Genomic DNA, 21,053 nt, shown 5'->3' on the forward strand with positions numbered 1-21,053 from the left:
CTCTCGCGCGCGGTGCGGCGACGATTACAGTCCACAGGACCTGAGTCGTCTGCACCGCGCCGAGGAGCCTCGCCATGACATCTGCCCCCGCACCCGCCGCCTCCGCCGAGCGCGGCCCCGACACCGAGCGGTCGTCGCGCCGTCGCCGTATGGCTCTGGCGCTGACCGCGGGCGGGCTTGTCCTCGGCGTCGGTGCGGCGGTCACGCTCGCCGTCTGGAACGACTCGGAGTTCGTGACGGGCACGTTCGGCTCGGGGACGTTCGACCTGCAGGGCAGCACGGACGGTGCGGCGTTCAGCAGTTCGCCGGCTGCGCCCGGCAAGACGGTGACCTTCGAGCTCGATGCCGACACGCTCGCCCCCGGCGACGTCGTCTACGCGCCCTTCGCCGTGCAGCTCTCCGACACGTCGACAAACGAGGCGTCGGTCACCATCGAGAACGTCATCGGCGGCGCGATCGGCGACGACCTCGCGTACTCGCTCTTCGTCGAGGACGCCTTCGGCGCCACGTGCTCGGCGGCGACACCGCCGGTGGGGGATGAGGTCGTGGCCGACCGCGCCGCGAACGCGACCGGAACCGTCGACGTCTTCGATCTCACAGCGGCCGGAGAGCCCGTGAACCTCTGCTTCGTGGTCACCGCCGGTGCGATCGCCCAGGGCGAGGTCGGCACGATCACCTGGGAGTTCGCGGCGACTTCGGGCGCGACGCTGGCCTGACCCGCGCATGCGCACCAGACGAGATAACCGGCGGCGATGGGGCCGTCGACGCATCCTGACCGTCCTGGCGGCAGGCGCCGTGCTCGGGGTCGGCACGGCGTCGACGATCGCCGCGTGGACCGACAGCGAGGTCGCGACGGGTTCGTTCACCGCCAGCGTGTTCGACACCCAGTCGCAGTCGGCGGGCTCGCCGACCTACGCCGACCACGCCACGTCGGCGAACGCCGCCAGCCTCACGTTCGCGGCCGGCGCGCTTTCGCCGGGTGTCCTGTCGCAGGCCTGGATCAACATCCGCACCTCGCCGGCGTCGACGATCGGCGGCAGCATCACCCTGACCGGCGCGACGGCGACGGGCGGGCTGGCGGGAGCCCTGGAGTACCGGGCGGTGCGCCTCAGCTCCGCGGTGCCGACCGCGACCTGCAACGCGGCTGCGTTCACGACGGGCACGCCGGTGTTCATCGCCGGCGGCGCGTCGACGTACGTGCCCGTGACCACCGTGCCCAGTCCGGCGGTCGCGAACGCGATCGACGGCGCCGGAGCGCAGCTGGGGTTCTGCGTCGAGGTCCGGGTGCAACCCGCGGCGGCGAGCACCTTCCAGGGGACGGCGGCGACCGTGACGTGGACGTTCACCGGGACGTCGGCGAGCTGAGTCGACCGTGAGCCCGTCGCCCATCCCGGCATCGCCGCCGGTCCCCACGACGCGGGCGGCGGCCCGGAACGCCGCGGCAGCGGCGACGCCGCCGCGGGTCACGGGCGACGCATCGCCACCCCGCGCCGTCGTGCGGCTTGCCGACACCGTGCTCGCGCTGGCGGCCGTCCTCGGGGCGGTGTGCATCGTGCTCTCGATCGCGACGGTCGTCTTCGACGTGCGCGTCACCCTGTTCAGCACCGGCTCGATGTCGCCGACCATCCCCGCCGGCTCGGCCGCCGTCGCGCGCGGCATCCCCGCGGCCGACATCCGGGTCGGCGACGTCGTCACGGTCGAACGAACCGGCAAGCTGCCGATCACCCACCGGGTGACCGGGGTCGAGACGGTGCCCGACGGCTCCGCCGGCATGCGGCGCATCACGATGCGCGGCGACGCGAACGCGGTCGAAGACCCGGCGCCCTACGACGTCGAGCGCGTGCGGGTGGTGTTGTTCTCGGTCCCGGGTATCGCGCCGGCCATCGCTGCCGCCGGCACGCCGCCGGTCATGGCCGCGGTCACTGTGGCCACGACGGCGCTCGTCGTCGCGGTCTTCTGGCCTCGCCGCACCCGTGACGATGCTCGGCGTCGCCGGCGAGCGGGTCCGTGAACGCGCGCCGGCCGCGGGCACGGCTCCGGGCCCGCACCGCGGCGGTGGTGGTCGTCGGCTGCGTCGCGGCGGGGTGGCTCGCCGCGCCGGCCGTGACGGATGCCGCCTGGGCCGACCGCGAGGTCGCGGCGGGCGCGCTCTCGGCGGTCACCGTGACGTCGCCGGGAGCAGTGCGCTGCGTGCAGTCGGGCCTGGCGGTGCCGGCTATCGTCGGCTGGAATGCCGCGCCGACCGGGGGCAACATCGCCGGCTACCGCTGGACGCTCGCGGGTGCGTCGAATCGGTCCGGCACCCTGCCGGCCTCGGCCACCTCGCTCACCCTGACGGCGAACACCATCGAGCTCGGATCCTCGACCTTCACGCTCTACGCGGTCGGACCGGGCGGATGGGAGCGCGCGGCGACGACCTCGGCGACGGTCGGCTTCATCTCGATCGCGGTCGGTGTGACCTCATCGTGCACGGTGCCCTGACGGCCCCGAGCGTCGCGGGGCACCGCCGGTTCAGGCCATCGTGTCGAGGATCCCGGCGAGGTCGTCGTACGTCGTCCGCGGATTGAGGATCGCGAACCGGGCGTTCGTGCGTCCCGCGTGGCTGCTCGGGGTGACGAAGGCGTGCTGCCGCTCGAGCAGGTCGGACGACCAGCGCGCATAGTCGGATCGCTCCCACCCGACGCGCTCGAACACGACCACGCCGAGCTGCGGCCGACGCACGAGGACGAGCTCGGGGCGCCGCTCGATCTCGGCCGCGATGCGCTCGGCGAGCTCGATCGAGCGCGTGATCGCGTCGCGGTACACGGCGGTGCCGTAGGTGGCGAGCGAGAACCACAGCGGCAGGCCGCGAGGGCGCCGCGTGAGGTGCACGGCGTAGTCGGAGGGGCTCCAGTCCGACGTCTCGGTGAGGGTGTCGAGGTATTCCGCGTGCTGCGTGTGCGCGCGTCGGCCGAGCTCCGGGTCGCGGTAGATCAGGGCGCAGGCGTCGAACGGGGCGAAGAGCCACTTGTGCGGGTCGACGATCACCGAGTCGGCATCCTCGACGCCGGCGAAGCGGTGACGTGCCGCCGGTGAGAGCATCGCCGCGAGCCCGTACGCCCCGTCGACGTGCAGCCACACGCCGAGCTCACGGGTGACCGCGGCCACCGAGGCGATGTCGTCGACGATCCCGAAGTTGGTCGACCCGGCCGTCGCGACGACGGCGAAGACGCTCTCGCCGTGCTCCGCCAGCGCGGCCCGCACCGCGTCGCCCCGCAGCATGCCGTCGTCGGCGACGGGTACCGCGACCACGTCGACATCCATCACCCGGGCCGCCGAGGCGATCGACGAGTGCGCCTCGGCGCTGCAGACGACGCGCCACCGGTCCGGGCGGATGCCGCGGGCGCGGGCGGTCTCACGGGCGGCGACGAGGGCCGACAGGTTGCCGAGCGTACCGCCCTGCACGAAGACGCCGCCGGCACTCGCGGGCAGCCCGAACTCGTCGGCGAGCCACCGCAGCACCTCGTTCTCCGCGTGCACGGCACCGGCCCCCTCGAGCCATGATCCGCCGTAGAGCGCGCTCGCCGAGACGACGAGGTCGAACGCGGCTGCCGCCTTCGACGGTGCGCTGGGGATGAAGGAGAGGTAGCGCGGATCGTCGGTCGAAATGCATGACGGGGCGAGGATGTGCTCGAAGACGCCGATCGCCTTCCGCGCGCCGATGCCCTCGTCGTCGATCGTGCGTCCGGCCAGGCGCCGCAGTTCGGACGGCGGCAGCGGCTTGTCGAGCGGGGTGTCCTGGGCGAGCAGTCGACCGCGCGAGTAGTCGAGCACCAGGTCGACGATCGCGCGGGTCTCGTCGGTCACGTCGTGCATGCGGGCGGGGAAGCGCTCGGTCATGATTCCTCCTTGCGTCGAGGGTAGTTCGGGCGGGGTGCGCGTGGCGCGGGCGGGGCGGGACGGGTCGGTCGGAGCGGAGCTGCTCACGCGAGCGGTGGCGTTCGCGGTGGCGCGACCCGTCGCGGCGCCAGCGCCTCGATCGCGGCCGCCAGCCGCAGCAGCGCGCTGTCGTCGTAGGCGCGTCCCGCGACGGTCAGGCCCACCGGCATCCGGATGTCCGGCAGAAGACCCATCGGCACCGTCACGGTGGGGATGCCGAGGTGCCGGATGGCGAGGTTGCCGTTGGCGATCCAGGTGCCGTTGCGCCACCCGATGTCGGCCGAGGCGGGGTCGACGTCCATGTCGGCGGGGGCGATGTCGGCGACGGCCGGGAACACGACGGCGTCGAGCCCGGCGGCGTCCATCCACGTCTCGAGGTCGATCCGCCGCGTCTGCTCGAGGCCCCGCAGCCCGGCTTCGAGGTGCGGGATGTCGGCGAGCCCCGCCCCCGGGTTCGCGCGGACCCACGCCGGGTACTCCGCGATGTCGTCGTCGAATCCGGTGTAGCGGTCGGGCAAGGCGCCATCGGGGTGCGGGAAGATGCGCGCGCCGTCGATGCCGGCGAGATCGGGCACGGCGGGGTCGCCGTTGGCCCGCAGGAAGTCGTCCCACGCCCACGCCGACAGGTCGACGATCTCGCGACGCAGGTACTCGGGACTCACGCGACCGTTCGTCGCGATCGACCCCGCACCGGGCCGGTCGTTCTCGTACCGCGACACGACGGGGAAGTCGGTCTCGACGATCTCGGCCCCGGCGGCCTCGAGGTCGGCGCGCAGGGTGCGCCACAGCTCGAGCACGCTTGCACGCGTCTCGATGCGCTGTCCGGTGGGTCCGCCGATGCCGGGGGCGTCGGCGGTGCCGGCATCCGGATCCGCCCCGATGTACATGCGCGGGATGCCGAGGCGGCGGCCGGCGAGCACCGAGCGCGCGGCGGCCGCGTCGGCGACCCCGAGATCGGCGTAGCTCGCGGGTCGTACGGTCGAGGCCGCGGGGATCTCGACCCAGGGCTGTGCGCGCCAGAAGTCGCCGCGGGTCTCGGGGTCGTCGGCGACGACCGCATCGAGAACGGCGAGCAGGTCCGCCATCGTGCGGGTGTGCGGCACGACGACGTCCATCGTCGGCACGAGCGGCCAGTTGCCGCGAACCGAGATGACGCCGCGCGAGGGCGTGTAGGCGCAGAGCGCATTGTGCGAGGCCGGTCCGCGCCCGCTCGACCAGGTCTCCTCGCCGAGTCCGAAGGCGGCGAAGCTCGCGGCCGTGGCGGTTCCCGACCCGTTCGACGAGCCCGACGCGAACGGGGCCGTGAGGTAGTCGGCGTTGTACGGGCTCTCGGCTCGGCCGTACAGCCCCCGCTGCATCCCGCCGTTGGCCATCGGGGGCATGTTCGTCAGTCCGAGGCAGATCGCCCCGGCATCCCGCAGTCTCTCGATCGTGAAGGCGTCGCGCTGCGCGACGAGCTCGGCGAAGGCGGGACTCCCGGCGGCGGCGGTCAGACCGCGGACGAGATAGCTGTCCTTCGCCGTGTATGGGATGCCGTCGAGCATGCCGCGGCTCTCGCCCCGCGCGCGCCGGTCGTCGGAGGCGGCCGCCTCGACGAGCGCGTCAGGATTGCGTACGACGACGGCGGTGAGGGCGGTCGGGGTCTCGGCACCGTCGTAGGCCGTGATGCGGTCGAGGTAGGCGTGCACGAGCTCGACCGCGGTGGTCTCGCCGTCCGCGAGTGCTGCCGCGAGCTCGCCGATCGTCGCTTCGCTGACCTCGATCACCGGCTCGCCCCCGCCCCCGCTCCCGTTCCCGTTCCCGTTTCCGTCGATTCGCCAGAGAACGCGGATGCGGCGCCGGCGGCATCCGCAGATCGTGGCGAGTCGACGGGGGAGTGCGGGGTCACGGCGGGCTGCTGCTGCGTGATGCAGTGGATGCCGCCGCCGCGGGCGAAGAGCGGGCGCGCGTCGACGGTCACCACCCGGCGGTCGGGATACGCGTCGGCGAGGATGCCGCGGGCGCGGTCATCCGCCACGGGGTCGCCGAAGCCGCACGCGATCACCCCGCCGTTGACCACGAGATGGTTGACGTAGCTGAAGTCGACAAAGCCCTCGTCGTCGCGCAGCTGAGCGGGACCGGGCAGGTCGACGATCTCGATGCGGCGACCTGCGGCATCCGTCGCCGCCTCGAGCGCGGCGCGAATCTCCGGCATGACGGCGTGGTCGGGATGCCCGGCGTCGGGCTGCGCGTGCAGCAGCACTCTGCCGGGACCGGCGAAGGTGGCGACGATGTCGACGTGCCCGTTCGTGCCGAACTCGTCGTAGTCGCGGGTGAGGCCACGCGGCAGCCAGACGGCGGTGTCGGCGCCGATCGTGCGGAGCATCTCGGCCTCGACGCGGGCCCGGTCGGCGAACGGGTTGCGGCGCGGGTCGAGCTGCACGGTCTCGGTGAGCAGCACGGTGCCGGCGCCGTCGACATGGATGCCGCCGCCCTCGTTCACGAGCACCGAGCTGACGAGCTCGGCGCCCACGTGCGCCGCGACGATGCGCGCGTGCTCGGCCGAGAGACGCCAGTCGGCCCAATCGGGTGCTCCCCACCCGTTGAAGATCCAGTCCACCGCGCCCAGGACGCCCGGCCGGTCGGTGTCGACGACGAAGGTCGGTCCGTGGTCGCGCATCCAGAACTCGTCGACCGGGATCTCGTGCTGCTCGATCGCCGAGCCGAGCATGCTGCGCGCCCGCCCCGTCTCGGTGGGGTCGACGAGCATCGACACCGGTTCGAACTCGGCTACGGCACGCGCGACGGCGGTCCAGGCGGCATAGCCCTCGGCGCGGTCGGCGTCGGTCTCGCCGAGAGTGAACCCGGCCCGGGGAAAGGCCATCCACGTGCGTTCGTGCGGTGCGGTCTCGGCCGGCATCCTCCAGGCCATCGCGGTCCTCCCGGGACTAGTTGATCGCTTGATCAATTTCTCGGAAGCGTACAGACTGGCGGGCATGGCGTCAAAGGAACTCGTGGCCGCGCACTCGGCGGCGGTCCGGCCACCGCGCGGCGGGCGTCCGCGGCTGAGCGGCGAGGAGCGGCGCGAGCAGATCGCCGCGGCCGCGGAGCGCCTCGCGCGCGAGCAGGGACTGAGCGCCGTGACGCTGCGCGCGGTCGCGAAGGAGGTCGGCGTCGGGTCGGCACTCGTCGCCCACCACGCGCCGAGCATGGACGACGTGGTCGCCGACGCCTTCGACACGATCGTCGCCGCCGAGCTCGCCGACCTCCGGGCGCTGCGGGCCGGCGATGTGGATCTCGTCGGCGTCGTCCGGGCGCTGCTGCGCACGCTGCTCGACGGCACGCGTACCGACGTGACCCTCGTCTGGGTGCAGTCGTGGGCGCTCGGCGGACGCAACGAGGCCCTCGCCCGGCGGGTGCGCGCGCAGATGGACGCCTGGACCGACTTCCTCGAGGGGATCGTGCGCGACGGTGCGGTCGGCGGAGTCTTCCGGGTGGACGACGCCGCCGCAGTCGCCGCACAGATCCTCGGCATGATCGACGGTCTCAACGCCCACGCGCTCGTCTCGTGGCGCGACGCCGAGTCGCGCATCCTGCTGATGTCGACGGCGGTCGAGGCGATGCTGGGGCTGCGCCGGGGCGAGCTCACCGGTCGGTGACGGTCGTCGCTGGCACACGCGCGGTGTCTTCTCAACCCGCCTGCGCCGTCGTCGGAGCACGCTCTACGGTGGGACCACACGCGCGAGGGGATACCGGCATGGCACAACGAGCACTCGTCCTCACCGGATCGGGACGATACGCCGATCCGTGGCACCCGTTCGCCGAGGTCGGCGCGAACGTCGCCGACATCCTGCGTCATCGGGACTGGGATGTCGCCGTGTCGGACGACGTCGATCAGGGCATGGCCAACCTCGAGGGCTTCGACCTCGTGGCGGTGTGCGCGGGCGACCCGTGGCGGGGCGGGAGCGGAGTGTCGCGCGGGGCTCCACCGGCCTCGGTCGCGGGATTCGCCGCCGCCCTGGAACGCGGCATCGGCGTCCTGGCCGTGCACTCGGCCGTCGCCTCGCTGCGCGACTACCCGGAGTGGGCGCCGGCGCTCGGCGCGATCTGGCTGCCCGAGCTGTCGTACCACCCTGAGGCCGGAGAGATGACCGTGCAGGTCGAGCCCGACGCCGTACCCGTCGAGGTCCCGACGACGTTCCACACGCACGACGAGCGGTACTGCGCCCTGCAGCGACTCGGCCACCGCACCGTCGTCGCGTGGCACGAGGGCGACCGCGCGAAGGAGGCCGCGGCGTGGGTGCGCGAGTTCGGCGGCGGCCGCATCGCGGTCGACGTGCTCGGACACGACGCCCGCGCCTTCGAGGCCTCGGGTCACCGCACGCTCGTAGCGGCGCTCGCCGCGTGGGCGGTCGCCGGCAGCTGACGCGGTGACCGCGGCTGACGCGGGGCCGCGTGGCTGACGCCGGGTCTCAGATGACGCGCGGGCTCGGGTGCGGCAGAGTAGCGGTGTGCCCGTCGTCTCCGCCCTGTACCGCTACCCCGTCAAGGGCTTCACGCCCGAGTCCCGCGACGAGCTCGTCGTGCAGGCCGATGGCCGTATCGCCGGCGACCGTGTGCTCGCGTTCCGCTTCGCCGACGCCGTCGAGCCCGAGGACGCCGACGGTCTCGAGTCGTGGCCCAAGAGCCGGGGACTCGCCCTGATGGACTTCCCCGCGCTCGCGCGCATCGAGCTCGCCTTCGACGCCGACGCGCAGCTTCTCCGTCTCAGCGTCGACGGAGACGTGCTGGCCGAGACCGGGCTCGACGACACCGGCCGGCGCGAGCTCGAAGACGCCGTTACCGCGTTCGTGCAGGCGTCGCCCGACGCGCGTCGGCTCGAGAAGGACGGCGCGCTGCCGCTGCGGCTCGTCGGCGACGGTGTCACCGCCCGGTTCCAGGACCGGGCTCGCGGCTACGTCTCGCTGCACGGAGCGGCATCCGTCGATGACGTGGATGCCGCGGTGCCGGTGCCCGTCGACAGCCGGCGGTTCCGGTCGAACATCGTCGTCGACGGTGTCCCACCCTGGGACGAGCTGGGGTGGAGCGGCCGCATCCGCATCGGCGCGACCGCCTTCGAGGTGCAGCGCCCCATCGGCCGGTGCGCTGCGATCATGGCCAACCCCGACACGGGCGAGCGCGACGCCCGCCTGCTGCGGGTGCTGACGAGCGAGTTCGATCAGGTCGAACCGACCCTCGGCATCCTGCTGCTGCCCGCCGACGGCGGGGGCGTCGTGCGCGTGGGCGACGAGGTCGTCGTCGAGTCCTGATCCGGATCGCGGTGCGGGTGCGGGCGCGCGCGGCCGGCCGCGATGCAAGGCATCCGTGACGACACCCCGGCTGTGGATGCCTCCTGGCGGCGTGTCGTCGGCGAACTCGTGCATCGGCGAGCGGCCGGCGGCGGGCGGAAGCATCGCCATACGCTCAGGAAAAGTTCTGGACAGGCTCCCGCCTCGAGACGGAGGATGATCCCCATGCGCGCAGATGCCACCCCGCCCGGTACGACCTCGACGGCCGGACGCAGGTGGCGCTTCGCGGCGGCGCTGGTCGTCGCGACGGCATGGAGCCTGACGGCTGTCCTGGGCGCCGGGGTCATGCCCGCATCCGCAGCGCAGTCGTCGCAGTGGGGGCAGCCCTCGGAACCGCAGGGGACCGCCGGCGCCCGTACGGGCAGCGTCGCCCTCGCCGAGCTGCCGGCGCTGAACGCCACGATCACCAGTACGGCGTCGACGATGCAGCGCGCATCGGGCGGGAGCACGTGGCTGAGCGAGGGCACGCCCATCGGCGCGCGCTACGGGTCGAGCCGGAACGAGCCGTATCTGACGATCGGTGCGCGCGGTTCGACGCCCTCGGTCACGACCTACGCCTTCGACCGGCCGACACCCGCCACCGGGTGGGCTTTCGCGCTCGGCGACATCGACGCCGACCAGGTGAGGATCACCGCCACCGCGGCAGACGGCTCGTCGGTCGCCGCATCCGAGCTCGGATTCCAGGGCGGCTTCAACTACTGCGAGCAGGGGCTCGCGGGTCGTCCGTCGTGCTCCGGTGCCGTGCTGCCCGGCGACGTCGCGCGGTGGGATGCCGACACGCAGATCCTGATCGGCAACGACGCCGCCCGTGACACCTCCGGTGCCGCCGGATGGTTCGAGCCGACCGTTCCGCTGGCGACGCTGACCTTCGAGTTCTCGGTGCGGTCGGGGACGCCGATCTACCAGACCTGGTTCGCCACCCTCAGCCGGGGCATCACGGGCACGGTCACCGATGCGGCCGGCGGACCGGTCGACGAGGCATCGCTCGAGCTGCGGGATCCCGCCGGATCCGTGATCGCGACGACGGATGCCGCATCCGACGGCGCGTATGCGTTCCCCGCCGTGCAGGCATCCGACGGGTACACCGTGACGGTCGTGCCGCCGCCGGGAACGACGACCGACGCAGCATCCGCACCCGTCGACCTCGGCACAGCGGATGCCATCGCCGACTTCGTCATCCGCGATGTCCGGTCGGTGGCGGTCACGGGCAGCGTGGTCGACGCCGCCGGTGATCCGGTCGCCGACGTGGTCGTGTCGCTCGACGACGCCCGCACCGCGGTCACGACGGCGGAGGGGACGTTCGAGTTCACCGACGTCGATCCCGGCACGTACCAGGCGAGCGTGATGCCGCCCGACGGGTTCGAGGTCGTGTCCGCGCCCGCTCCGTTCACCGTCGAGGAGGGGGCGGAGGAGCCCGTCGTCGACCAGGACTTCGTGATCGCGCCGGTCGTCGTGCCGGTGCCCACGGGCGGGATCGCCGGGACCGTGCTCGACGAGGACGAGGCCCCCGTCGCCGGGGCAGTCGTCACCATCGAAGGAACGGATGTCGCGGTCGCGGCGGAGACCTCGGAGGCGGGGCTCTTCTCCGTGGCCGACCTGCCCCTGGGGACCTACACCGTCGAGCTCGCGGCGCCCGAGGGCTTCACGGTCGTCGGCGACGCGTCGCGGGAAATCGAGGTAGGGGCGGCCGACGAGGTCGTCGCCGTCGCCTTCGTGGTCGAGCGCGTCGCGGAGCCGGGCGTGCCGGGGGAGCCGGGTGTGCCGGGTCAGCCGGGGGTGCCCGGTGAGCCCGGCGCGGGGAACCCCGCTCCGCCCGTCGTCCCGGCGGGCACCGGTGGGGTCGGCACGCCCGGACTCGCGGCCAGTGGAGCGGCGGGTGAGCCCCTGGCGACGACAGCTCTGGTCGGCGCTCTCTTCGCCGCGGCCGGTGCCATCGCGCTGGCCGCCGGCCGCGCCCGCACCCGCCGTCCCTGACGCCGCGCCCCGCCGCATCCGTGCGGCGGGAGCCGGCGCTGCCGTGCGCGGATGCACGTGATCGTCGGCGACACGCCGCCGCTCGACCCCACGGCGCAGGGTGTCGCGCCTGATCCCTTGCATCGCGGTCCGGCAGCCCTGAGCTGAAGGGCGGGCCAGCCGAACCTCATCGCTGGCATCGCGGCCCGGCTCGCTTGGGCTGAGCGTCGCCACCGCGCTCGCGACTGCCGGACGCGGCATCCGGGCAGGTCCGCGGATGCACGTCTTCGTTCTCGACACGGCGCCGGGTTCGCACGAGCCACGGGGTGTCCGGAACGAACCGTTGCATCGCGGCGCACGACGCACGGCCACCGCTGCGCGGTCAGGTCGGCCGCGCCGCGCCCGGCAGGTCGTGATAGTTTCATTGAACGCACTGGTGTTGCACCCAGTGAAACATGCACCATCTCGACGAGGAGACGGCTATGACAACGACCGGCATCGAACTGCGCCGCTTCGCGACGGACGTGCTGGCGGCGGCCGGGATGCGGCGGCAGAACGCCGACGTCGTCGCCGGGGTCATGGTGGGGGCCGATCTGCTCGGCGTCCACTCTCATGGAGTCGCTCGGCTCTCGACCTACCTCGAGCGCGTGGATGCCGGCGTCATGGCGATCGACCCGGAGATGTCGCTCGTGCGCGACCACGGCGCAACGGCATTGCTGGATGCGGCGAACAGCTTCGGTCAGCTCGCGGCGAGCCGCGCGATGATCGACGCGATCGAACGGGCGCGCGCATTCGGCGCCGGCATCGTGTCGGTCACCCGTTCCAACCACTTCGGTGTCGCGGGGCACTACGTCCGAGCTGCCGCCGAGGGCGGACTCGTCGGTATCGCGATGACCAACGCCTCCCCGGCGATGCCGCCCTTCAACGGCACGCGTCGGCTGCTCGGCACCAATCCCATCGCGATCGGGGTGCCCTCGCGGCGCCGACCGCTCGCGGTGCTCGACATGTCGTCGACCACGGTGGCGCGCGGCAAGATCCGGCGGGCGTTCGACAACGGCGAGACCGAGATCCCCGCAGGCTGGGCGACCGGCCCCGCGGGGGAGCCGACCACCGACCCCGCCGTCGCACTCACGGGCGATCTCGCTCCGCTGGGCGGCCCGAAGGGCTCGGGGCTGTCGCTCATGATCGATCTGCTCGCCGGAGGCCTCTCGGGCACCGGGCCGGTGGGGTCGGTCGTCGGGCTGCCCGACGCCTCCGCCGTGTCGGGTACCGGGCACCTCCTGATCGCGCTCGATCCCGAGGCCTTCGGCGGGGCCGACCTCTTCGACCGGCTCGTGGAACAGTCGCTCGACGACGTGGCCGGTATGGCCGGCGCGGACGGCGGCCGCGTCTTCTACCCCGGCCTCATCGAGCACGAGCAGCGGGAGCGCGCCGAGCGCGACGGCATCCAGCTCACCGATGTCGATCACGACCGTCTCGGCGCGCTCGCCGCGCGCTTCGGGCTCGACGCACCAGCCCGCTGACCGCAGCCGCACCCACCGGCCCGCCCCCACGACCACAACCACGACCCCCAACCACGAAGACCGCGCAAGCGCCGCACCGCTGGCGCATCAAGGAGGAGAACATGTCCGAGAACGCGAACCTGATCGAGCGCCTGGGCGCGCTGCCGACGGCCAACATCGGTGACGCCATGGAGCGGCTCGGAGTCGTCGACGCCGAGATCGCGCCCGTCTGGCGCGGCGCGCGCGTGGCCGGACGTGCCGTGACCGTCGAGGTCGCCGAGGGCGACAATCTCGGCATCCACCAGTCCCTCGCCGACCTCGGGCCGGGCGACGTGCTGGTGGTGAACGGCCACGGCGCCCGCAATCGAGCGCTCATCGGCGAGCTCATCGCCGAGCGGCTGCGCGTGCGCGGATGCGTCGGGATCGTCATCGACGGCGCGGTGCGCGACGCGGACGAGCTGGGCGAGCTCGGCTTCCCGACCTTCGCCCGCGCGGTCACTCCCGCGGGCCCGTACAAGAACGGGCCGTGGCGCCATCACCGCGCCGTGGCGATCGGCGGCGTCGTCGTCGCGCCGGGTGACATCGTCGTCGGCGACGCGGACGGCGTCGTCGTCGTGCCGGCCGCAGAGGCCGCCGAGATCCTGGATCGGGCTGAGGCGAAGCACGCCGACGAGACCCGCATCCGGGCGTCGATCGTGGCGGGCTGAGCCGCTCCGCGGGAATCGCGCCGGCCTTGCGAGAATGAGGTCATGCCCGAGACTCCGGATGCCGCGAGCCAGCCGACCGTTCGCAGCGTCGAGCGGGCGCTCGACATCCTCGAGATGCTCGAGCGCTCCGACGGTCCGCTGCGACTGGTCGACCTGAGCCGGGGGACAGAGCTGCACGCCGCGACCGTGCTGAGGCTCGTCGGGGTGCTGGAACGGCGCGGGTTCGTCCAGCACGACGGGGGCGAGTACCGCATCGGGGTCGCGGGCCTCGGCATGGCACACCGCTACCTGCAGTCCGACCCGCTCGTCGTGCGCTCGCGCTCGCATCTGCAGGAGCTTGCGCGGACCACGGGCCTCACCGCGTCGCTGTACGCGCGGTCGGGGGAGTCGCGGGTCCTCGCGGCGCGCGTGGACGGTCGCGACCCCCTGCGCTATCAGCTTCCCCTCGGCCGTCGCCTGCCGCTGTTCGTGGGCGCGGGCCGGACGATCCTCGCCTTTCTCCCCGACGACGAGCGTGAACGGATCCTCGAGCGCGCGAGCGAGTTCCGCACCGCCGGGGGTGAGCTCGTGACGCCCGAGCGGCTGCGCGCGTCGGTCGATGACATCCGCGGCGCCGGATTCCACATCTCGGTTTCGGAACGCGACGTCGGCGTCTCGGCCGTCAGCGTGCCCGTGCTCGACCGCGAGGGCGCCGTCGTCGCCGCGGTGTCGGTGCTCGGGCCCGACGAGAGCACGACGGCGGATGCGCTCCGCGGCTGGGCGCCCGAGCTGCGCCGCGCAGCGCACGCGATCGCCCTCTCGCTCTGACGGAGCATCTTTGCGGGCCGGCGCTCCCGGGTTTCCGTGCGGGCCAGGGACGCCGGGACGATGCGCTGTGCGCGACTTCCCCATGACGAGCGCGGCTTGACAAGTCGGCGACGCATCATGTGAAATGACGTTTCACCTGACGCAAGTATCTTGTGTCTGACGAAAATGGTCGCTCCGAAGCGACCGCCATCGCGAGCAAAGGAGCTGCGAGTGATCGACGACGATCCCACCCCCACGATCGAGGTGCCGCCGTGCCCGTAGCCGTCATCGCCCTCTTCGTCTTCCTCACGATCATCGTGGTGTGGAACGTCGTGGTGAAGCGCAGCATGGCCGAGGCGATGGTCCTCGGCTTCGTCGCCACCGCGCTGTTCGCCGGGCTGCAGGCCCCCCAGGTCGCCCGTGACGCCATCGTCGACGCGAGCTCGAACGAGGTCATGTACGCGGCGATCGCGTTCATCTTCATGACCTACCTCGTCGAGCGCACGGGCACGATCGCCCGCCTGATCGAGATCCTCACGAGCCTGCTGGGCGGGCTCCGCGGCGGACCGGCGATCGTCGACACCGTGGCCTCCGGCGCGATGGGCGCCGTCGCCGGCGGCTCGAACACGGGCAACGCGGCCACCAGCGGCGTCATCACCGGGCCGTGGATGACGCGCACCGGGTGGAGCAAGGCGCGGGCCGCCACGGTCATCGCCGGCAATGCCGGGCTCGGCTCCGCCCTGCCGCCGAGCGCGTCGATGGTGATCATGATCGGGTTCGCCGGCAGCCTCGTCACCACGAGCTCGGTCTACCTGGCGCTCTTCGTCGCCGGCGTCTACCAGTTCCTCATCCGCATGGTGCTCATCGCCTGGTTCGTGCACCGCGACGGCATCCGCAAGGTCGCCGGCGAGGAGCGCCCGGCGGTCGGGCCGGCGATCCGCCGCAACTGGACCTCGATGCTCATCTTCCTCGGCGCGGTCATCCCGGTATCGATCACCATCGGGCCGCTCGCCGACCTTCTCGCCGCATCCCCGCTGTCGGACGCGATGGGCTCGGTGTCGCTCATCACCTGGATCCCCGTCCTGATCATCCTCATCAGCGTCGCGGTCGGCTGGCGCCAGCTGCCGCGCACCCCGCGCGACTGGTGGGAGTTCTTCGGCGGCGCCGCGTCGAAGTACTACGCGATCGGCGCGCTGCTGTTCTTCGCGATCGCCGCGAGCGAGGTGCTCGCGTCGCTCGGTCTCGCCGCCGACGTCGACGCCCTGCTCGGAAACCTCGACATCCCCGTGTGGCTGCTCGTGACCCTCGTCGGGTTCTTCGTCGTGCTCGTCGCCGGCCCGCTGTCGTCGACCGCGACGCTGAGCGCCGTCGGCCAGGTCTCGCTCGTGACCCTCGTCGCCGCGGGGGTCGATCCCCTGCTCGCCGTCATCGCGATCCTCGTCTTCGCCTCGACCGAGGGCGCCTCGCCCCCGGCATCCGGAGCGATCTTCGTCGCGAGCGGCATCACCGGCGCGCGTCCCGAGCAGACCTTCATCCCGCTCGTCATCTACTACGTGCTGCCGTTCTTCGTCCTCGGCGTGCTCATCGCCGTCGGCATCGTTCCCGTTCCCATCACCTGAGAGGCATCCCCATGAGGAAAACGCTCGACAAGACCGTCACGGGCGCCTTCGCGCTCGCCATGATGGCGTTCCTCGCGCTCGCCTGCGCGCTCGTGCTCACCCAGATCGTCGGCGTGGTGTTCGTGCTGCCGGACGTCGTCACCACCGCCGAGACCCTCTTCAAGGGTCCCGCGATCGTGGGAGCCGTCGTCGTCTCGCTGCTCGGCTACGCCCTGTTCAACATCCGCGGCGAGAAGCCGGCGGAGAGCTGATGGCCGCCGCAGAAGCCGCGGCGACGCCGGACCGCGACGCCATGCGCCTCACCGTCATCGGCCTCGGCGAGGCCGGGCGCCTGTACGCACAGGGCGCCGTCGCCGCCGGGTACGTCGTCACCGGGTACGACCCGTTCGCTCCGGACGAGCCGGCCGGAGTCGCGCGGGCGGCGACCCTCGCGGACGCCGTCGCGTCGGCCGACATCGTGCTCACCCTCACGGCGGCGTCGCTGTCGGAGCAGATCGCCGCCGAGGCGGCGCCCGAGCTCCGGGCCGACGCGACCTACGTCGACTGCACCACGGCGTCGCCCGAGGTGCTCGCACGCGTTGCCGAGGTGATCGAGGCCGCGGGGCCGGCGTTCGCGGACGTCGCGATCCTCGGCCCGGTGCCCATCCGGGGCGCGGCCACCGACGCGATCGTGTCGGGATCGGGACGTCGCGTCGCCACTGAGACACTGCGCTCGTTCGGCGCGACCGTCGAGGACGGAGGCGACGTCGCCGGGGATGCGTCGGCGCGGAAGCTCCTGCGCAGCATCCTGATGAAGGGGCTGGGCGCGATCATCACCGAGGCGCTCGCTGCCGGGCGGGCGGCCGGCTCGGAGCAGTGGATCCGCGGTCAGATCGCGCGCCAGCTCGCCGGTGACGGTCACGCCGTGGTCGAACGCCTCGAGCGCGGTACCCGGCTGCACGCGGTGCGGCGGGCACACGAGATGGCGGCCGTCGCGGAGTACCTCGAGTCGCTCGGCGTCGCCCACGACATGGCCACGGCCACCCAGCACACCCACGAACGGCTCGCCGCCGAGCAGGAGTGACGCCGGGCGGCATCCGTTCGCTGGCGTGGATGCAAGGGATCGTGGCCGACACCCCGAGAGCGGATGGCGCCACCCGGGGTGTCGGCTACGGATCATTGCATTACGGATCGGTGACCGGGGTCTGTCACGGTGCGGCCGGGGGTCAGCCGCGGAGGTAGACGGTCGCGGTCTCGGTGAAGAAGTCGCGGGCGACGGATCCCTGCTCCTTCGGGCCCAGGGCGCTGCCGCGCGTGCCGCCGAAGGGCACGTGCAGGTCGGCCCCGGCCGAGGCCGAGTTGACGTGCACGACCCCGACCCGGATGTCGTCGATCGCGGCGAGGGCGCGCCCCAGGTCGGTCGTGAAGACCGCGGTCGACAGCCCGTACTCGCTGTCGTTGACGAGCGCGAAGCCCTCGGCCGCGGAGCGCGTCCGCCGGACGCCGACGACGGGGCCGAACAGTTCGTCGTGCCACAGCTCGCCGGGCTCGGCCGCCGGCAGCTCGAAGACCGACGGGGGGATGAAGAACCCCTCGGCGAGCGGGCCGTCGCGATACGGCCCCGGCGCGACGACGGGGGTCGCGTAACGGCTCGCGTGATCGAGTGCGGCGTTGATGCGGTCGCGGGCGCCCGCATCGACCACGGGGCCGACCTCGACGCCGTCACCGAGGGCGTCGCCCACGACAGCGGCCCGGGTCCGTTCGGCCAGGGCCGCGAGGAAGCGGTCGGCGACCGCCTCGTGCACGACGACGCGCGAGGTCGCGGTGCACTTCTGCCCCGCGGCGCGGAAGGCGCCGATCGCGACCTGCTCGACGGCGAGGTCGAGGTCGGCGTCATCGAGCACCAGCGAGGCGTTCTTGCCGCCCAGCTCGCCCTGGAAGGGGATGCCGCGGCCGGCGAGTCGCGACGCAATCTGGCGTCCGACCCGGGTCGAGCCGGTGAAGGTCACGGCGTCGACGTCGGGATGCGCGACGATCGCCTCGCCGACCGCGGCGGTTCCGTTGACGAGGTTGAGCACCCCGTCGGGGAGCCCGGCCTCCATCAGCGCCTCGGCGAAGCGCATCGCCAGGACGGGCACGAAGGTCGCCGGCTTCCACACGATCGTGTTGCCCCACGCCAGGGCGGGGGCGAGCTTCCACGCCGGGATGGAGAAGGGGAAGTTGAACGGCGTGATCGCGCCGATGACCCCGACCGGTCGGCGCACCACGAGGATGCGCTCGCCCGGGGTGGGTGACTCGTAGACCTCGCCCGACGCCCGCTCGACGTCATGGGCGTGGTAGCGCAGGATGTTGGCCCCGTGGGCGACCTCGGCGATGCCCTCGGCCCGGGTCTTCCCCTCCTCGCGGGCGAGCTCGGTGCCCCACTCCTCGCTGCGCGCCGCGACGATGTCCGCCGCGCGCAGCAGCACGGCCGCGCGCGACCGGGCCGGCGTGCGGCGCCACCCCTCGGCGGCGGCCCGGGCGGCGGCGAACGCGCGGGCGACGTCGTCCTCCGACGCTCCCGGCCCGGACGCGACGATGTCGGACGGGCGGCTCGGGTTGACGTCGACGAGCTCGTCGCCGCCGCCGGTCACCCAGCGGCCGTCGATGAGGTGTCGCAGGTCGATGGTCGTGCTCATCGGTCCTCCTGGGGTGCGGCGGTGCGGAACGCGGGGATGCCGGTGAGGTGGGCTCCGAGGACGAGCGTGTGGATCTCGTCGGTGCCCTCGTACGTCCGCACCGACTCGAGGTTCGCGGCGTGTCGCATCGGCGAGTAGTCGGCCGTGACACCGTTGCCGCCGAGGATCGTGCGCGCCTCGCGCGCCACCGCGATGGCGGCACGGGTGTTGGCGAGCTTCGCGACGGAGATCTGGTGGGGCTGCAGCCGCCCGGCATCCTTGAGCCGGCCCAGCCGCAGGGCGACCAACTGCGCCTTCTCGATCTCGAGCGCCATGTCGACGAGCTTGCTCTGGGTGAGTTGGAACGACGCGATCGGCTGGTTGAACTGCATCCGGCGGCCGGCGTAGTCGAGCGCCGTCTCGTAGCTGTCGCGTGCCGCGCCGATGACGCCCCAGCCGATGCCGTAGCGGGCCTCGTTGAGGCATGAGAAGGGTGCGCGCAGTCCGCGGGCCTCGGGCAGCTGCGCGTCGAGCGGCAGCCGCACGTCGGCAAGGGCGATGTCGCACTGGATCGATGCGCGCATCGACATCTTCGGGGCGATGGGCGTCGCCGTGAACCCCGGGGTGTCGGTGGGGACGACGAAACCGCGGACGCCCTCGTCGGTCTGCGCCCAGATCACGGCGATGTGCGCGATCGAGGCGAGGCCGATCCAGCGCTTGGCGCCGTTGATGACCCATTCGTCGCCGTCGCGGCGTGCGAACGTCGTCATGCTGCCGGGGTCGGAGCCGGAGTCGGGCTCGGTCAGCCCGAAGCAGCCGATGACCTCGCCGCGCGCCATCGGCGGCAGCCACTTCTGCTTCTGCGCCTCGCTGCCGTGCTTGTGGATGGCGCTCATCGCGAGCGACCCCTGCACCGAGACGAAGGTGCGCAGGCCCGAGTCGCCGGCCTCGAGCTCCATCGCAGCGAGACCGTACTCGACGGCGCTGCGACCGGGGCAGCCGTAACCGGTCAGGTGCATGCCGAGCACGCCCAGGTCGGCGAGTTCGGGGATGAGCTCGGCCGGGAACCGTGCGGCGTCGTACCAGCCGGCGATCGCGGGCTTCACTCGGGCGTCGACGAAGGCGCGGACGCGGTCGCGCACATCGCGCTCGGCCTCGCTCAGCTGGCCGTCGAAGTCGAGCAGATCCGTCGTGGCGCTCATGCGGCGTCCTCCTCGGTGGCGTCGGCGATGGTGGTGTCCGGCTCGCCTGCGACGGTGGAGCGGATGGCGTCGACGAGGATGTCGAGTCCGGCTGCGAGCACCGCCTCGTCGATCACGAGCGGTGGCAGGAGTCGGATGACGTTGCCGTGGGTGCCGCACGTCAGCGTCAGCACCCCGGCGGCGTGGCACGCGGCCGACACCCGCTGGGCGAGGTCGCCGCGGGGAGCGAGAGTGCCGGGGTCGGCGAACTCGACCGCCATCATCGCGCCCCGCCCGCGGACCTCGGCGACGACGTCGAACTCGGCGAGGAGCGGTTCGAGCCGGCCGCGGATCGCACCCTCGATGCGCGCCACGCGGGGGAGCAGGTTGGGGTCTTCGAGCACCTCGAACACGGCGAGGGCGGCCTCGCAGGCGAGCGGGTTGCCGGCGTAGGTGCCGCCGAGACCGCCCGGGTGCACGGCGTCCATGATCTCGGCGCGCCCCGTGACGGCGCTGAGGGGGAGTCCGCCGCCGAGCGCTTTCGCCGTGAGGACGAGGTCGGCGACGACCCCCTCGTGCTCGCTCGCGAAGAGCTGTCCGGTGCGGCCGAGACCGCTCTGGATCTCGTCGATGACCAGCACGATGCCGTGTCGGTTGGCGATCTCGCGCAGCCCGGGCAGGAAGCCGGGGGCGGGGACGACGAAGCCGCCCTCGCCCTGGATCGGCTCGACGACGAGCGCCGCGAAGGCGTCGGCGCCGTGCTCGCCGATGGTCCGGTCGATCTCATCGAGCACCTCGGCGACCGGGCGGCCTCGGAGGGGGTTGGCGTTCGGGACGCGCACGACGTCGGCGGGGAACGGGCCGAACGAGGTCTTGTACGGGTGCTCCTTGGCGGTCATCGCCATCGTCAGCAGCGACCGGCCGTGGTACGCCTCGTCGACGACCAGGACGCCCGCCCGTCCGGTGTGGGCGCGAGCGATCTTGACGGCGTTCTCGACGGCTTCGGCGCCCGTCGTGAACAGACCGGTTCGCTTCTCGTGCGTGCCGGGCGCGTGGTCGTTGAGCCACTGGGCCACCCGGACGTAGCCCTCGTACTCCGTCACCATGAAGCAGGTGTGGGTGAATCGTTCGACCTGCGCCGCCACGCGCTCACGGACGCGCGGGTTGGATGCGCCCACGCTGGTCACGGCGATCCCGGACGCGAGATCGATGAGCTCGTTGCCGTCGACGTCGATGAGGGTCGACTCCGTCGCATCCGCGATGAAGACGGGCAGCGTCACGCCGAAGCCCGCCGAGACGGCCTGGCTGCGTTCGTCGTGGAGGCGTCGCGAGCGCGGGCCGGGGATCTCGGTCACGAGGTGGGGGACGGTCATGAGGCGACTGTAGGTGCTGGCCACCGTCCCGTTCTGGGCGATTCGCACGGA

General features: G+C 72.8%; 20 protein-coding genes. 14 read left to right on the forward strand and 6 right to left on the reverse strand.

Features of this window, described 5'->3' with window-relative positions; translation table 11 throughout:
* The first annotated feature begins 74 nt into the window (after positions 1–74).
* The 4 genes from BLT21_RS10820 to BLT21_RS10835 are packed head-to-tail and all read left to right on the forward strand — an operon-like array spanning position 75 to position 2,481.
* Positions 75–716 carry a SipW-dependent-type signal peptide-containing protein gene (locus BLT21_RS10820; protein ID WP_256336032.1) on the forward strand — a complete coding sequence of 214 codons (642 nt, stop codon included), beginning with the start codon at positions 75–77 and terminating at the stop codon, positions 714–716.
* A gap of 7 nt (positions 717–723) precedes the next feature.
* Entirely contained in the window at positions 724–1,365 is a 642-nt protein-coding gene (locus tag BLT21_RS10825) for a SipW-dependent-type signal peptide-containing protein (RefSeq protein WP_091501842.1), read from the forward strand.
* A gap of 7 nt (positions 1,366–1,372) precedes the next feature.
* The gene (locus tag BLT21_RS10830) at positions 1,373–2,011 is read left to right on the forward strand and encodes a signal peptidase I (protein WP_256336033.1); all 639 of its coding nucleotides are present in this window, start codon (positions 1,373–1,375) and stop codon (positions 2,009–2,011) included.
* Positions 2,008–2,481, forward strand: coding sequence for a hypothetical protein (locus BLT21_RS10835; RefSeq protein ID WP_091501845.1), 474 nt, complete (start codon positions 2,008–2,010; stop codon positions 2,479–2,481). Before BLT21_RS10830 ends, BLT21_RS10835 begins: the two co-directional genes overlap by 4 nt.
* A gap of 30 nt (positions 2,482–2,511) precedes the next feature.
* Here the strand turns inward: BLT21_RS10835 and BLT21_RS10840 are convergent, their stop codons facing one another.
* The 3 genes from BLT21_RS10840 to BLT21_RS10850 all read right to left on the reverse strand — a co-directional run bounded on the left by BLT21_RS10840 (position 2,512) and on the right by BLT21_RS10850 (position 6,829).
* Entirely contained in the window at positions 2,512–3,879 is a 1,368-nt protein-coding gene (locus BLT21_RS10840; protein ID WP_091501848.1) for a pyridoxal phosphate-dependent decarboxylase family protein, read from the reverse strand.
* 83 nt (positions 3,880–3,962) lie between these two features.
* Positions 3,963–5,684 (reverse strand): amidase, encoded by a 1,722-nt coding sequence (locus tag BLT21_RS10845; protein ID WP_091501851.1) that lies wholly within the window; start codon positions 5,682–5,684, stop codon positions 3,963–3,965.
* A complete protein-coding gene (locus BLT21_RS10850) occupies positions 5,681–6,829 on the reverse strand; it encodes an agmatine deiminase family protein (protein WP_091501853.1) in 1,149 nt (382 codons plus the stop codon). The genes BLT21_RS10845 and BLT21_RS10850 overlap by 4 nt, the downstream gene beginning before the upstream one ends.
* A gap of 64 nt (positions 6,830–6,893) precedes the next feature.
* Between BLT21_RS10850 and BLT21_RS10855 the strand changes: the two genes are divergently transcribed.
* The 10 genes from BLT21_RS10855 (at position 6,894) to BLT21_RS10900 (ending at position 16,875) form a co-directional block, all read left to right on the forward strand.
* On the forward strand, positions 6,894–7,556 hold the full coding sequence (locus BLT21_RS10855) for a TetR/AcrR family transcriptional regulator (RefSeq protein ID WP_091501855.1): 663 nt from the start codon (positions 6,894–6,896) through the stop codon (positions 7,554–7,556).
* A gap of 98 nt (positions 7,557–7,654) precedes the next feature.
* A complete protein-coding gene (locus tag BLT21_RS10860) occupies positions 7,655–8,323 on the forward strand; it encodes a ThuA domain-containing protein (protein WP_091501857.1) in 669 nt (222 codons plus the stop codon).
* An 85-nt stretch (positions 8,324–8,408) separates the two neighbouring features.
* Positions 8,409–9,206 carry an MOSC domain-containing protein gene (locus tag BLT21_RS10865; RefSeq protein WP_091501859.1) on the forward strand — a complete coding sequence of 266 codons (798 nt, stop codon included), beginning with the start codon at positions 8,409–8,411 and terminating at the stop codon, positions 9,204–9,206.
* Positions 9,207–9,410: 204 nt separating this feature from the next.
* Complete coding sequence (locus tag BLT21_RS10870; RefSeq protein WP_143024973.1) at positions 9,411–11,219, forward strand: collagen-like triple helix repeat-containing protein; 1,809 nt, start codon at positions 9,411–9,413, stop codon at positions 11,217–11,219.
* 461 nt (positions 11,220–11,680) lie between these two features.
* Entirely contained in the window at positions 11,681–12,721 is a 1,041-nt protein-coding gene (locus BLT21_RS10875) for an Ldh family oxidoreductase (protein WP_176786880.1), read from the forward strand.
* 101 nt (positions 12,722–12,822) lie between these two features.
* Positions 12,823–13,407: an RraA family protein gene (locus tag BLT21_RS10880; RefSeq protein ID WP_091501865.1), complete on the forward strand. Its 585-nt coding sequence runs from the start codon at positions 12,823–12,825 to the stop codon at positions 13,405–13,407.
* Between the two features lie 42 nt (positions 13,408–13,449).
* Complete coding sequence (locus tag BLT21_RS10885) at positions 13,450–14,214, forward strand: IclR family transcriptional regulator (protein WP_091501866.1); 765 nt, start codon at positions 13,450–13,452, stop codon at positions 14,212–14,214.
* Positions 14,215–14,465: 251 nt separating this feature from the next.
* Positions 14,466–15,812 (forward strand): TRAP transporter large permease subunit, encoded by a 1,347-nt coding sequence (locus tag BLT21_RS10890; RefSeq protein WP_091501868.1) that lies wholly within the window; start codon positions 14,466–14,468, stop codon positions 15,810–15,812.
* A gap of 11 nt (positions 15,813–15,823) precedes the next feature.
* On the forward strand, positions 15,824–16,063 hold the full coding sequence (locus tag BLT21_RS10895; protein ID WP_091501871.1) for a hypothetical protein: 240 nt from the start codon (positions 15,824–15,826) through the stop codon (positions 16,061–16,063).
* Positions 16,063–16,875, forward strand: coding sequence for an NAD(P)-dependent oxidoreductase (locus BLT21_RS10900; protein ID WP_256336034.1), 813 nt, complete (start codon positions 16,063–16,065; stop codon positions 16,873–16,875). The genes BLT21_RS10895 and BLT21_RS10900 overlap by 1 nt, the downstream gene beginning before the upstream one ends.
* 142 nt (positions 16,876–17,017) lie before the next feature.
* On the opposite strand, the gene BLT21_RS10905 is transcribed toward BLT21_RS10900, so the two are convergent.
* From BLT21_RS10905 to gabT, 3 genes are read right to left on the reverse strand one after another with little or no spacing between them, the layout of a single operon-like run.
* Complete coding sequence (locus BLT21_RS10905; RefSeq protein WP_091501873.1) at positions 17,018–18,469, reverse strand: aldehyde dehydrogenase family protein; 1,452 nt, start codon at positions 18,467–18,469, stop codon at positions 17,018–17,020.
* Complete coding sequence (locus BLT21_RS10910) at positions 18,466–19,650, reverse strand: acyl-CoA dehydrogenase family protein (RefSeq protein WP_091501875.1); 1,185 nt, start codon at positions 19,648–19,650, stop codon at positions 18,466–18,468. The genes BLT21_RS10905 and BLT21_RS10910 overlap by 4 nt, the downstream gene beginning before the upstream one ends.
* Positions 19,647–21,002, reverse strand: coding sequence for a 4-aminobutyrate--2-oxoglutarate transaminase (gene gabT / locus BLT21_RS10915; protein ID WP_091502268.1), 1,356 nt, complete (start codon positions 21,000–21,002; stop codon positions 19,647–19,649). The genes BLT21_RS10910 and gabT overlap by 4 nt, the downstream gene beginning before the upstream one ends.
* Positions 21,003–21,053 lie beyond the last annotated feature (51 nt).

Source organism: Microbacterium sp. cf332, assembly GCF_900102175.1.
Taxonomy (GTDB): Bacteria; Actinomycetota; Actinomycetes; order Actinomycetales; family Microbacteriaceae; genus Microbacterium.

Coding starts and splice junctions, on each gene's coding strand:
- BLT21_RS10820 (WP_256336032.1), top strand. CDS start 75: ATGACATCTGCCCCCGCACCCGCCGCCTCCGCCGAGCGCGGCCCCGAC.
- BLT21_RS10825 (WP_091501842.1), top strand. CDS start 724: ATGCGCACCAGACGAGATAACCGGCGGCGATGGGGCCGTCGACGCATC.
- BLT21_RS10840 (WP_091501848.1), bottom strand. CDS start 3,879: ATGACCGAGCGCTTCCCCGCCCGCATGCACGACGTGACCGACGAGACC.
- BLT21_RS10850 (WP_091501853.1), bottom strand. CDS start 6,829: ATGGCCTGGAGGATGCCGGCCGAGACCGCACCGCACGAACGCACGTGG.
- BLT21_RS10855 (WP_091501855.1), top strand. CDS start 6,894: ATGGCGTCAAAGGAACTCGTGGCCGCGCACTCGGCGGCGGTCCGGCCA.
- BLT21_RS10860 (WP_091501857.1), top strand. CDS start 7,655: ATGGCACAACGAGCACTCGTCCTCACCGGATCGGGACGATACGCCGAT.
- BLT21_RS10870 (WP_143024973.1), top strand. CDS start 9,411: ATGCGCGCAGATGCCACCCCGCCCGGTACGACCTCGACGGCCGGACGC.
- BLT21_RS10875 (WP_176786880.1), top strand. CDS start 11,681: ATGACAACGACCGGCATCGAACTGCGCCGCTTCGCGACGGACGTGCTG.
- BLT21_RS10880 (WP_091501865.1), top strand. CDS start 12,823: ATGTCCGAGAACGCGAACCTGATCGAGCGCCTGGGCGCGCTGCCGACG.
- BLT21_RS10885 (WP_091501866.1), top strand. CDS start 13,450: ATGCCCGAGACTCCGGATGCCGCGAGCCAGCCGACCGTTCGCAGCGTC.
- BLT21_RS10895 (WP_091501871.1), top strand. CDS start 15,824: ATGAGGAAAACGCTCGACAAGACCGTCACGGGCGCCTTCGCGCTCGCC.
- BLT21_RS10900 (WP_256336034.1), top strand. CDS start 16,063: ATGGCCGCCGCAGAAGCCGCGGCGACGCCGGACCGCGACGCCATGCGC.
- BLT21_RS10905 (WP_091501873.1), bottom strand. CDS start 18,469: ATGAGCACGACCATCGACCTGCGACACCTCATCGACGGCCGCTGGGTG.
- BLT21_RS10910 (WP_091501875.1), bottom strand. CDS start 19,650: ATGAGCGCCACGACGGATCTGCTCGACTTCGACGGCCAGCTGAGCGAG.
- gabT (WP_091502268.1), bottom strand. CDS start 21,002: ATGACCGTCCCCCACCTCGTGACCGAGATCCCCGGCCCGCGCTCGCGA.